We start from the raw sequence: 12494 nt of genomic DNA, 5'->3' as shown, positions 1-12494 counted from the left end.
GTATACTTCCACAAAAACAGAAAAACCAAACATATCATGGGAATTTTATGAGAGAATGCTTAGGAGATATTTTTGAAGAACCCTTCGAAAAGGATAATTTCAGAATCATCCAATGTAAATTGGCTACTTCTTTATTACATAAAAGCGCCCGTTAATGGCAGATTGGCCTGTACATATCTGCAACCATAATTTTTTTAGCAAGCAAATGATAAAACAACGTAACACCACTTTCAAAAGGCAAGTGTGTATCTGTATCAAACTCACTAGCAATTTCTCGAATACTTCGCGAATTGTTCAATAGACGATTCCTAAGAGACATTGATAAATCATCAATTTGTTGGTTAGCCATTTCCCGGTATACATCATAGCTCCGAATATCAAAATAATCATTTTAATCCACTTATCAACTTTAGATGTTCTTTTTCTTTTCCCCACAAAAACACCCCTTTAGACAATCATATCAAAAGTGTCCCCATCGAAAATTAACGTTACCACCCAACACCCCACCAAAATCTCCCTCAATCTCTTCTCCCCCATACTCTCGCCCCTTATTTCCAAATTCTGCAATAGAAGAATTACGTTCCTCCATTTTGACCGCTTTTCAACCGTTTGTGTACCAAATTTTCACCCTTTTGTATAGAAAAATTACGTTCCTTCTGGTGGGTTTCCAACTGGAATACCTCCGGTATTATCCACCCGCTTTTCACCCGAAAATGAACAAAGAAAAGGTGTTGGTCTTTCAAAAATATTGGATCTTTATTGGATTTCTATTGAAAAATATCGAACAGAAAAACAGAGGATAAAGACGGAACAATCCTTCGGATTTATGTGTGGAAAAGACAGCAGAAAAGATATTGGAAATCATATTGAACACATGCCTGGCAAGGGATTGAAGCATTTCGAAAAAGAAGCGGATGATATATTGGATTGGTATTGGAAAGATCCTACGGAAAAAATATTGAAGGGATATTGAGTGATTATTTTGGGCTGCAGCAGCGGGAAAACGGATGATTTGAAGCGGGGATTAATTTTGGATTTTCTACTAAATTTGGGCGTAAAAAAAACCGAAGGTTCGGTGGGGATATACCGGGAAGACCTTCGGGTTTGGGAACGTTATTTTTTTATAAGGTACGCTTTTAATATTTAAGGAATGTTAATTTTCTATCGGGACACAAACTTGTAACTTTAAAATAAAGTTTGATCAAAAACGTTCGACAAATCCATATTTTACGGTAAAAGAAAAGAATCCATTTTGAAAAAAGATTGATCAAAATGGGTTCTTTTCTTTTTGAATGAACATTCCTTTTTATAAAAAAGTTTAATTAAAACTCACATAGAATCCTTTAATCGAAAAGGAATAAAACGGTGCAACTTTTTTGTAAACGGTATAACTTTCTTTAAAACGGTACATCTTTTTTATAAACGGTACGACTTTATTTCAAATCCACAATTGTGTAGGTATTGACGGGAATAAATCATCTTTGGAGATTCTTGAACAAAAATTAAAGTTGCCAAGGTGGAACCCTTGGACCTATTCAAATTTCTACAAAAGCTGTGCAAAAATATGGAACGGTCCAATTAATAGATGTTTATGGGGGCAACTATAATGTGTTTCCATTGGGTTGAGTTAGGAATATCAATCTGAGAATGGGACTGGCATCAGTCATACATTTTATGCCTGAATTTTTTGAAAAAATAACGAATAACGAGTTTGACCCACATACAAAGTGGCCCTTGGATAAGCAAGTCATGGTTATCAAATGTTTAATAATCGTGAGGACGACTGTATAAAAGTCGTTTTAAAACCGTTATCCTATTAGTTTAAATGGATGAATTGAAAGTTAGCATAATTGCGAACCCTAAGCGAAATGTTGAATGGACTTCCACACTGTGTATAGAAGTCTTTTTGTCTGTTATTATTTAGATTATTGGATAATTCAGCTCGTAACTTGGGTAGCAATAATATGGTGGTCTCAGTCCTATTTTTGGCATGGGCCAGGAATCCTCCATATAGACCATCCTTACTTTTTCATTTGAATGGTTTACTAGCAATAGCTTTACTTCTGGATTAAATTCATATCTCAAAATGGTAACCCCCTTCCATTAGGAATGTGTGGATTCTCCCCCATCAACATGAAGAACTTGACCAGTAACAAAACGAGAATCATCAGAAGCAAGATAGACAAAGGTTGGTGCGAGTTCAAATGGATGGGCAACTCGTTCCATTGGATTAAATGCTCCATATACAGCGACTTGGTCTGACGAGAAACTTGCTGAAATAAGTGGGGTCCAAATTCGGCCGGGGGCGACGGCATTGACTCGGATCCCTTGTTTCACGACATTTTTAGCCAAGGCACGTGTCCAACCAACTATTGCGCCTTTTGTGGCCGTATAATCAATCATTTGCTGCTCACCTACATACGTCACCACTGAAGAAGTGCCAATGATTGAGCTGCCTGGTTTTAAATGAGGAAGCGCTGCCCTTGTTGTGTAAAAATGAGAGTATATATTAACTTTGAAGGTGTCATCGAATTGCTCATCTGTAATGTCAAGCAGACTTAGTTGTTGGAATTGGATACCAACGTGGTTACAAAGAATATCGAGACGTCCAAACGTATTTACTGTTTGTTCTACAATGGAGATACACTGTTGTTTGTCTCGCAAGTCCCCAGGCATTAGAAAACAACGTTGTCCGAGTTGTTCAATCCTCGTTTTTGTTCTATTTGCATCCTCATGTTCATCTAAGTATGAAATAGCAACATCTGCGCCTTCTTTAGCAAACGCAATTGCTACTGCTGCACCAATACCACTGTCCCCCCCTGTAATAAGTGCTACTTTTCCTGTTAACTTTTCACTCCCTTTATAGTTCGGGTTTTCGATAATTGGAAGGGGTACCATAAATTTTTCCACTCCGGGATGGCGCAGCTGGCGCTGTTCAGGTAAACTTATCGGAATTTCTTCGTAACGTGTGATTTTCCCATAGTTAGGGTACATGGGATAAGGTTGAGTTTTCATGTTCGCTTTAAACATTTGTTGCATTTGCTTTATTTGGTCTAATTGACGACTTTGATCCTTTTGATCCATGGAAACCTCCTATAGAAATAATTTTCTTCTATAGAATGTTTATGTTGTTCACTACAAATAAATTAAAAAAGTTTGAAAAAAGTGGTTTACTTTCAACACAGAAGCTTATTCTTCCTCAAAAGAGACACCTTTTTTCTTTATTGAACTGACCTTTAGGACAAGGAGCTTTACTCAATATTCTACCCCTTTAACGGATCAACTTATTTTTACTTAACAGTTCTTTAATCCCGGCTACCTCAAGAATAGTACCTAAAAAAATAGGTCAACCAGAAAAAACCGGCTAACCACATAATACGATTTGACCCTATTGCTGAATAACAAAAAATACGTTTTGTTGTTCCACAAATTCTTAATATCATGAAGTAATTCTGTAGAGATGTTCAGTTTCCATTAACCAATCTCGGCGAGCAACGAGAGTTCTAAATGTGATAAAGTCGCTCTTTTTGCATCCTCTTTCAATTGATTCCATGGACTGTTTGTAGAACCTTCTGATACCTCGAAAAGTTGATTCACGCTCTCTTTTTGATTTTCATTAAGTAAGTTATGATAAATCATACGATAAGACCTTTTTCGAACATCATTGGCTGCATCTTTTAAAGTATTGTAGATGGGAAGTTCATATTTTTGATGTATTAGCTCTTCAATTGCTACATTGACTAGGTCAGCAGGTTCGTCTTTACTGTATGCGAGTTTATTCATTGTATCTATCAATTACTTTTTGACCTTCTTGGCTAAATGGTCGAATAAAGAGGCTGGGACAAAACTAGCCTCAACTAGTAAGTAAAAAAGATTCCAAGCAATAAAAGTTTGCTTGGAATCTTTTTTTGTGAAAGGATTCCCATCACCTGTCGCTGATTTTCTGTTATTGGCGGTGTACTTTCTCAAGTTCACCGCCATAAGTGCAAATCCTAATTCATTTTTCACTTTCTTTTTGCCCCTCACGGACATTCTAGTGAAACCCAAATTAGCCTTCAAGAAACCGAAGACTGGCTCCACATCTGTTTTACGTTTTCCGTAAATCTCAGCCGTTTTCTCTTCTGAAAGCTTTCTCCGTACAAATTCTTTTTGAGTTTCCCACTTTTCGTTGAGATAGACTCTTCGGTTGTTTCCTTCCTTTGCTTTTGTACAAAAATCACGGAGGGGACAGTCCGAACAACTCTCACATTCGTATACTTTAAATTCTCGTGTGAATCCATACCGATCTATTCGTTTTGATCGATGACTAAACCGTACTTTCTGGCCATTTGGGCACAGAAAAGTATCCTCCTCTTCATTGTATTCCCAGTTGTCTATATGAAAAACGTTATCTTTATGTTTCTTCTTTTTCTCCTTTTGGTATTGATTATATGTAATAAGAGGTACCCTGTTTCGTTGTTCAAGAATAGCTTCATAATTTTGTTCACTGCCATATCCTGCATCTGCCACAATATTTTTAGGTAATTCAAAAAAGTGTTCCTCTATTGTATCCAGAAAAGGAATTAAGGTCCGTGTATCTGTTGGGTTAGGAAAAACATCATAAGCGAGCGCATATTGACCTTCAGTAGCAAGCTGCACATTATATCCAGCTTTTAATTGGCCATTCTTCATGTAATCGTCTTTCATTCGCATGAAAGTAGCTTCAGGATCCGTCTTTGAATAACTATTGCGATCACCGAAAATCTCCATATCTTTTTGATACTTTTGTTTGCGAGTGATGAAATTCATCACTTGCTTACGGGCTTGTTTTGGTAGTTTGCGTTCCGAACGGATTTTCTTTCGTTCACTGCCAACCTCACACGTTTCGATTTTTTCATCATATGCTTCAATCTTTTCGTCTAAATTTTCAATGATTTCTTCCATCTCTCCGACGGAAAGTTCTTCTTTATTTTCCCGTTCCATTGCTGGGATGATTTCCTTTTCCAATAATTCATCATATAATTGATTAGACTTCTCAATTAGTTTATCATTGTACCTTTCCACGGATTTACGCCACACAAAGGTGAATTTATTTGCGTTTGCCTCGATCTTCGTGCCATCAATAAAGATTGCTTCTTCTTCAATCAACTCTTTTTCCACGAGCTGATTCCGGAATTGCACAAAGCATTCGCGTAATACATCTTCAATGAATAGGTTGGAACGGAAACGATTGATCGTACGATAGCTGGGCTTTTCACCTTGTGCTAACCACATCATGCGGACACTATCCTCTAATAATGCTTCTATTTTCCGCCCTGAGAATACAGATTGCGTATAGCCACATAAAATAATCTTCAACATCATTCGAGGGTGATAAGCAGGGCGCCCAGTTTGGCGCAAGAAGTCCTTGAAAGCTTCATCAGGTATGCTTTCAACAAGATCATTAACAGCAAAGGCAATATCATTTTCTTTTAATTTCATTTCTAAATCTAACGGCAAAATAACTTGATTCATGGTATAATGTTTAAACATAAGGACGCCTCCTAAGATTATCGTGTGGTTACTTTAATTTTATCAGAGGTTGTCCTTTTTGTGTGCATAAAAAAAGTGGTACTGACCAATTTACTGGCGAGTACCACTTTTTTAATTACTGGGTTTTGTCCCAGTCTCTTTTTATTATTCCTCTTCACTATCTTCTGCTTCTTCATCATGATCTTCTTTTATGTCAAAGTACGTATCTAAAATTCGCGAACCAATTTTACTGTTAATCCCGTCTCCTGTATCTATTCCTACACTTGGCACAACTACTGCGAAAGCAACCTCCGGCTCATCAAACGGCGCATAGCCGACTAATGTCAGGTTATTGAGATCTGCCAGCTTCTGTCCATCTTCATAAATTGATGTCTGTGCTGTACCTGTTTTTCCAGCCGGGTTGTACGATTTACCATTAAAATAGCTATATCCTGTTCCTCCATTTTCTTGAAACACACGGCGGAACCCTTCCTGCACCCTGCTGATTTCATCGTTAGTCATATTAATCCGATTCATTACCGTTGTATTTTTTGTGTAATACAATGGTCCAAGCTCGTCTAAAGAGGCAATTGGATCACGGGCTTCTTTTAAAAAGTGCGGCTGGACACGGTAACCGTCGTTGGCAATGGTGGATACATATTGCGCCAGCTGCAGTGTTGTATACGTATCATACTGTCCGATGGCAAAGTCAAGAATATTTCCTGGATTTTCCGGTGTCTGGCCTCTTACTCCGGTACTTTCATATGGGAAATCAATTCCTGTCGATGCACCTAAACCAAATTGATTGAAATAATTTTGTAAGCTCTGCAAGGTTTCAGCCTTATTTATATTTAAATTGGCATTCCCAGGTAATGGATGGCGGTAATCTCCGCCCAGACGCAAGGCAACATAAAACATATAAACGTTTGAAGATCGTTTCAATGCATCCAGGTCAGTTACACTTCCCATATTTTGAAAAGATTTTTTCGTTACTCCTCCTGCCAGTGTTATTGGTGCATCATAGAAAAATGTTTCAGGTGAAATAACTTCCGAATCATATCCGGCAAGAACGGTGGCTCCTTTAATACTTGAACCAGGTTCCGTAGCATTGGATAAAGCCATAAAGGAAGCATCGGTATATTCGTCTTTTTCTTTATCATAATTCACACCGGAAATAGCCAGGAGTTCTCCTGTTTTGGGATTCATCACAACCGCATAAGCATTTGCTAAATACCGGTTATCATAAGGATTACTCGCTTTTGCTGATTTCAGCTCCTCCAGGACAATTTTATCAACCTCCTGTTGGAATTCTAAGTCAGTTGTTAAAACTAAATCCTTTCCACGCTGGCCCTCAACAATAGTCTCTGAACCGATAATGGTCCCATTCTGACGCGTCGTATACTGAATCTGCTCTTTACGTCCGCGCAGAAAGTCTTCATATTGTTCTTCCAGACCGCTTCTGCCGACGCGGTCATTCCGGCTGTAGCCTTTCGTCAGATAAGCGCTCATATCCTCTGCCGGAATTCCCTGCTCCTGGCTGGAAATGTTCCCTAAAATAGTTGATAATGTATCTCCGTTCGGATAAACGCGATTCCAGTCTGTTGTTGCATTGATTCCGGGAAGTTCATCCAGATGCTCAGCAACAGAAGCATATTCCTCTGCTGTTACGCCCTCATTTTTAACTATCTGCGGCGTCAGTGCATATGCTTTATCCAGTTCTTTTTTTGTAGCAATAATTTCTAATTCTTCATCGGTAAAATCTGCAATTTCTTCATCGGTAATTAATTCCAATGTGGCAGCATATTCCTCTGAAGCATCCATCTCCTCTGTATCAATTTTTTTCAGCCGATCCTCTATCTCCTCTTGATGAAGCAGTAAATAATACTCTCTTTTATCTCTATCTGTGATTCGATCGATTTTTTTCTCGTCACTCATATCGATGTATTTAACTAAAGCTTCAGCTACCTCTAATCGGTCCTTTGCCTGAACGTCCTTAGGGGGCGTATATGTAATGGAATACATAGCTTCATTATCGACTATGATGTTCCCATTTCTGTCATAGATTTTCCCCCGGGGCACCGGCACACTTGTTGTGTCTAAATTCGTTCTCTCAATTTCTTCCTGATAAGATTCTCCGTTTAAAATTTGAACAACACCTAATTGGAGTATGAGTGCAGAAAATAATAAGAAGATGGCAAAGAAAAGGATATTCATACGCACAGGAAGCTGGGCCCGTTTTTTCTTTTTCTTCTTGTCTACCACTTTTCTCCCCCTTTACATGTATTTTGGCCTTACATGGCTTAGATTCTATGATTTGTTTAAAAAGCAAAAAAAAATGGAATGATGTATAGGCATCTTTTTAAACATTTCAGTTATCAATACTACTGTTTGATTTCATCAAACTTAACGACTTTTTTCGTCCGTGAAATCCTCTTTTAATGCTATTTTTTGTTTTTTTGCTGGTCCGATAAAAATATTACGGATACAAAAATAAATAATCGCATGTCCTGCTCCAAAAATCTTTTTTGATTTTTACAGCCAAACGTATATGTATCTCTATTCTACATTATTCTAGGTATTCATTCACATGCACCTCCTATAAGCTGAAAATAAAGTTGCGAAGTTTAACCTCCTTAGATATGATAATCTAAAAGGACGTTTTTCTAGAGAAAGCATATTATGCAATCAGACCAATTATTATAGAAGAGAACATACAGAATAACCAAACTTTTTTAGGATAGAATGATTTAATTGCTTATAGTAAAAAGCGTGTCCCTTGTACTTTTCGCTAAAGTATCGTGTAGTTTTAATCATAAAAGAATGGATGTTTGATTATGCAAAAGAAGATATTAATTGTAGAAGATGACATGGAAATAAGTGAAGTGGTTAAAGGGCACTTAGTACAGGAAAATTTCACAGTGCTGACAGCTTTTGACGGTGAAGAGGCACTTGAACTCTTTGAAAATACGCCAGTTGACCTTGTATTACTCGATTTAATGCTTCCAAGGCTGAATGGAATAGAGTTATTAAAGAGAATGAGAGAGAGAAGCTTTGTTCCAGTACTGATTATTTCAGCCAAAGAAAGTGATGTTGATAAAACGTTAGGTCTTGGTTTAGGTGCTGATGATTATATCAGCAAACCATTTTCCATTGTTGAATTAACGGCAAGGATTCATGCTGCTATTCGCAGGGCTACGCAGTATCTTCCTGGAGCAAGGGAATCTTCTTCACATATCATTCAATTTAAAGCACTGACGCTTGAATTGGATACGTTTTCAGCAAAATTAAACGAGAAAAGTATCCAACTCACGTCAAAGGAATTCCATATTTTAAAGCTTTTTATGCAGAATCAAAGCAGAGTTTTTACGAAAGAACAAATATATCAATTAATATGGGAAGAGGATTACTTTGGTAATAAGAATGCCATTAATGTTCATATTCGAAGGTTGCGTGAAAAGATTGAAAAAGATCCATCAAATCCGCAATATATACGGACAATTTGGGGGATTGGCTATAAATTAGGGGAGTAAGGTATGAGTTTTTTTCTGATAGTAATAATTATTTTTTTGCTACTCGTCATCGGATGGAAATATGTGTCCATGCAAAAATTAAAACGTGAACTTAACGAAATGCATGATAAATTATCTAATATTATCGAACAGGAATCAGCTAATAAAGTGTTAATGCAAACGAATCGGACATCTATTCAGCAAATGCTTATTCAAGTGAATCGTCTTTTAAGCCATAACCAAAAGGTGGTTGCTGATAACGTCAGAACAAAAGCAAGTATGAAAAAAATGCTCTCCAATATGTCGCATGATTTAAAAACACCACTAACCGTTATTCTTGTATACATAGAGAAGTTAAACAAGGATAAGACAATTTCGGAAGAAGAGCGATATGAGATAATGACGCGCCTTCATGAAAAAATACTAAATGTCATCGGATTGATGAACAAATTTTTTGACCTTGCTAAGCTAGAGTCAGGTGACGATGATTTTCCAATCGGTCGATTATCAGTCAACGAAATCTGCCGGAAGAATGCATTGGAGTTTTATCACTTGTTACAAGAAAAAGGTCTCCGTGTAGAGGTAGACATTCCAGAACAGGATTATTTTATTCTAGGTAATGAGAACTCGTTGAATCGTATTTTGAGCAATTTAATTTCAAATGCGATTCATTATGGAAGTGACGGCGGTGTAATTGGCTTAACGATTCGAGAAGTAGGTGAGAATATTGCTATTGATATTTGGGATGAAGGTAAAGGGATTGCAGAACCACATCAAGATCGTGTATTCGAAAGATTGTATACGATGGATGATGCAAGAAATCCAGAATTTCAAGGGAGCGGCCTTGGCTTAAGTATTACTAAACGTTTAACTGAAGCAATGAATGGTGAGATTAAACTAATCAGCCAACCGTATAAAAAAACAGTGTTTACATGTATTTTTAAGAGAATAACGTATTAGAGACTTCCAAAGGGGTGTTCATCAAGAACAGCCTCTTTTTTGTAATTAACGCAAACTTAAGAAATTTGTAAGGAATGAGAAAGAAAAAAATTAATTTCAATTATTACAATAAGATATAGTTAAGGAGGGGCTAAATCATGGAATATATCGTTCAAATGAATCGTTTAACGAAAAAAATTAAAGAGAAAGAACTTATATCCGATATAAGCATTCATATTAAAAAAGGTGAAATTTATGGGTTACTCGGTTCGAATGGTGCAGGTAAAACAACCATTTTGAAGATGCTTACGGGTATAACAAGACCTACAAAGGGAGAAATTTTAATATTGAATAAGAGATTGGCGGAACAAACAAAATCCGTATTGGCAAGAGTGGGCAGTATTATTGAATATCCGGTCTTTTTTGAACATTTAACTGCATTTGAAAACTTAAAGCTGCATTGTGAGTATTTAGGGTTTTTTGACGAACATGAGATGAAACAAGCGTTACAACTGGTAAATTTAAAAGGAATTGAAGAAAAAACTGTAAAAGATTTTTCGCTTGGAATGAAGCAGCGGCTTGGGATTGCGAGAGCGATTATCACAAAACCTGAACTGATCGTTTTAGACGAACCGACAAATGGCCTAGATCCAATTGGGATTAAAGATATGCGTCATTTAATTGGAATGCTCAATAAGGAATATGGGATGTCTTTTGTTCTTTCAAGTCACATATTAGGAGAATTAGAGCAAATTGTTGACAGAGTTGGTGTGATTCATCATGGAAAATTATTAAATGAGATTACTTTGGCAGATATTCGAAATGAACGTTCTGATTATATCGAGCTTGTGGTGACGGATGTTAAACAGGCTGTTTATTTACTTGAAAACGATCTCCACCTTTCGAATATGAAAATTATTCAGGATCGTAAAATTCGCATTTATGATACGACCTTTACTCCAAACGAAATTTCAAAAACACTTATTCTTCATGATATTGAAATTGAAGAAATAAAGAAACATTCCAATTCATTGGAAGATTATTTTTACCAACAAATAAATGGAGGAAATGGCGATGATTAAATTAATGCGATTAGAGTGGAAAAAGCTAAAACAAAAATCGGTGATTGGGGAAGTGATAGTCTATCCACTTATAATAATGTTTTTGCCCATTTTCTTTATAGAAGTCCTTAACTATGATTTTGGTCAGAGTTATGCTGCAGTTATTGAGTTGAATTTCTTCATTCAAATGGGATTTATCTTATTTGGAGCCTCTTTAATCAATCAAGTTTTTATTGATGAATATAAAAATAAAACGATTTCTTTATCCTTTAGTTATCCGTTCAGCCAAAAAAAACTGTTTGCAGCGAAAATACTTTTTATTGCAATGTTTGTATTTCTCCTTACTATGGCCTCTTATTTATTAACAGGTATTGTCACTTATTTTTATGATCAAGTCCATTCAATTATAAACGGTGATCCGACATTTTCAGATATCATCACTTTTTTTAGTCAGATGATTTTTCGCTCATTGATGATTACCTTGATTAGTTTTATTCCGCTCTTTTATTTGGGAGTTTGGAAAAGAGCGACAGTTCCAACTGTAATTGTTGCTATTGTTACGATGCAATCATCATACCTCTCATCAATGTTTAACCTTAATTTTAACCTAGTTCTTGTGGTGCTGTGTCTGTTAGGAAGTCTTAGTGTCTTTCTTTCTATTGTTACAGCGGAAAAAACCGGAGAGGCCTAATTTGTTAATATTACTATAAGGTTCAAAAATTAAATGTATGGAGGGATTATTTTGGTTATTTCTTTTGTTCTGCAGTTTATACTGATTGCTATATTTGTAAGTGTTGGCATACAAAAAATATTGGGGCATGAACAACAGGTTGCCATTTTTAAGCATCTAAAACTTCCTCAGTGGTTTCGGTTAGTAACCGGTTGGGTAGAGGTAGTTGGTGTTGTGGGATTGATTATTGGTTTTTGGTTACCGTGGGTTGTGGTCATTGCAGGACTATGGTTTGCAATTACTATGTTGATTGGAGCCATCGTACACATCAGAGTAAAAGATTCGTACAGTAAATCCATACCAGCGTTCATATTGTTGATCATCTCTGTTATACTGAGCATACTTAACTTTTCTGAATTACAGAATATTCTTCCGTAGATAGTGCCAATGTCACGTACAGGTATTTGGATTTTACAGGTAAACTGAAAAAAATATTTAGAGGCTTAAGTCAATGATACTTTAATGGAAGAGCTTAAGTGAAAGAGAATCAGTCTTTTTCAAAAATGAATGCTTGTATTTTTCTGCAAAGATCCAAGTTTGCAAGGTGTTTTGCAAAGCTGCGACGGAATCATTTTAATATTTTTCTATCACTGTTTACAGTTCCGTTGAAGAGATCGAAAATGTTTTACTTGATGTGTGATTTAGCAATATAAAAGAAATTTCACCCTCAAACTACTGTTATAATAATCATGAGTGGATACGGAATTTTGATTGTGAGGTGATTTAAATGTTATTTAAAGACTAATATGCTCTTTATACAGTCAA

Annotated in this window: 10 protein-coding genes and 1 pseudogene; 6 read left to right on the top strand and 5 right to left on the bottom strand. The window is 36.4% G+C overall.

Annotation, left to right across the window (positions count from 1 at the left end; genetic code table 11):
- Positions 1-151 precede the first annotated feature (151 nt).
- The gene (locus MKY65_RS01610; RefSeq protein ID WP_339185072.1) at positions 152-376 is read right to left on the bottom strand and encodes a TnsA endonuclease C-terminal domain-containing protein; all 225 of its coding nucleotides are present in this window, start codon (positions 374-376) and stop codon (positions 152-154) included.
- A gap of 1066 nt (positions 377-1442) precedes the next feature.
- On the opposite strand from MKY65_RS01610, the pseudogene MKY65_RS01605 reads away from it, so the two are divergent.
- Positions 1443-1820: pseudogene (locus MKY65_RS01605) on the top strand (glutathione-dependent formaldehyde dehydrogenase); the annotation flags it as partial.
- Between the two features lie 283 nt (positions 1821-2103).
- Here MKY65_RS01605 and MKY65_RS01600 read toward each other — a convergent pair.
- The 4 genes from MKY65_RS01600 to MKY65_RS01585 form a co-directional block, all read right to left on the bottom strand.
- Positions 2104-3084, bottom strand: a complete 981-nt coding sequence (locus tag MKY65_RS01600) for an SDR family oxidoreductase (RefSeq protein WP_001993829.1) — start codon at positions 3082-3084, stop codon at positions 2104-2106.
- Between the two features lie 390 nt (positions 3085-3474).
- The gene (locus tag MKY65_RS01595) at positions 3475-3795 is read right to left on the bottom strand and encodes a DUF4158 domain-containing protein (protein WP_016201446.1); all 321 of its coding nucleotides are present in this window, start codon (positions 3793-3795) and stop codon (positions 3475-3477) included.
- Positions 3796-5511, bottom strand: coding sequence for an IS1182 family transposase (locus MKY65_RS01590; RefSeq protein ID WP_339181681.1), 1716 nt, complete (start codon positions 5509-5511; stop codon positions 3796-3798).
- Positions 5512-5655: 144 nt separating this feature from the next.
- A complete protein-coding gene (locus MKY65_RS01585) occupies positions 5656-7752 on the bottom strand; it encodes a penicillin-binding protein 2 (RefSeq protein WP_338113585.1) in 2097 nt (698 codons plus the stop codon).
- Positions 7753-8324: 572 nt separating this feature from the next.
- Between MKY65_RS01585 and MKY65_RS01580 the strand changes: the two genes are divergently transcribed.
- The 5 genes from MKY65_RS01580 to MKY65_RS01560 all read left to right on the top strand — a co-directional run bounded on the left by MKY65_RS01580 (position 8325) and on the right by MKY65_RS01560 (position 12107).
- Positions 8325-9020 (top strand): response regulator transcription factor, encoded by a 696-nt coding sequence (locus MKY65_RS01580; protein WP_256708503.1) that lies wholly within the window; start codon positions 8325-8327, stop codon positions 9018-9020.
- 3 nt (positions 9021-9023) lie between these two features.
- Complete coding sequence (locus MKY65_RS01575; RefSeq protein WP_256708502.1) at positions 9024-9959, top strand: sensor histidine kinase; 936 nt, start codon at positions 9024-9026, stop codon at positions 9957-9959.
- Positions 9960-10096: 137 nt separating this feature from the next.
- Positions 10097-11020: an ATP-binding cassette domain-containing protein gene (locus tag MKY65_RS01570; protein WP_256708501.1), complete on the top strand. Its 924-nt coding sequence runs from the start codon at positions 10097-10099 to the stop codon at positions 11018-11020.
- Complete coding sequence (locus tag MKY65_RS01565; RefSeq protein ID WP_256708500.1) at positions 11013-11690, top strand: ABC transporter permease; 678 nt, start codon at positions 11013-11015, stop codon at positions 11688-11690. The genes MKY65_RS01570 and MKY65_RS01565 overlap by 8 nt, the downstream gene beginning before the upstream one ends.
- A 51-nt stretch (positions 11691-11741) precedes the next feature.
- Positions 11742-12107: a DoxX family protein gene (locus MKY65_RS01560; protein ID WP_256708499.1), complete on the top strand. Its 366-nt coding sequence runs from the start codon at positions 11742-11744 to the stop codon at positions 12105-12107.
- Positions 12108-12494: the final 387 nt, after the last annotated feature.

The sequence above is a fragment of the Oceanobacillus sp. FSL W7-1293 genome (genome assembly GCF_037969815.1).
Classification (GTDB): domain Bacteria; phylum Bacillota; class Bacilli; order Bacillales; family Amphibacillaceae; genus Oceanobacillus; species Oceanobacillus oncorhynchi.
This window is presented reverse-complemented; position numbering and strand designations above follow the sequence as displayed.

What these genes read in the sequence shown, in the direction of transcription:
- MKY65_RS01600 (WP_001993829.1), bottom strand. Translation starts at nt 3,084, where the DNA reads ATGGATCAAAAGGATCAAAGTCGTCAATTAGACCAAATAAAGCAAATG.
- MKY65_RS01590 (WP_339181681.1), bottom strand. Translation starts at nt 5,511, where the DNA reads ATGTTTAAACATTATACCATGAATCAAGTTATTTTGCCGTTAGATTTA.
- MKY65_RS01580 (WP_256708503.1), top strand. Translation starts at nt 8,325, where the DNA reads ATGCAAAAGAAGATATTAATTGTAGAAGATGACATGGAAATAAGTGAA.
- MKY65_RS01575 (WP_256708502.1), top strand. Translation starts at nt 9,024, where the DNA reads ATGAGTTTTTTTCTGATAGTAATAATTATTTTTTTGCTACTCGTCATC.
- MKY65_RS01570 (WP_256708501.1), top strand. Translation starts at nt 10,097, where the DNA reads ATGGAATATATCGTTCAAATGAATCGTTTAACGAAAAAAATTAAAGAG.
- MKY65_RS01565 (WP_256708500.1), top strand. Translation starts at nt 11,013, where the DNA reads ATGATTAAATTAATGCGATTAGAGTGGAAAAAGCTAAAACAAAAATCG.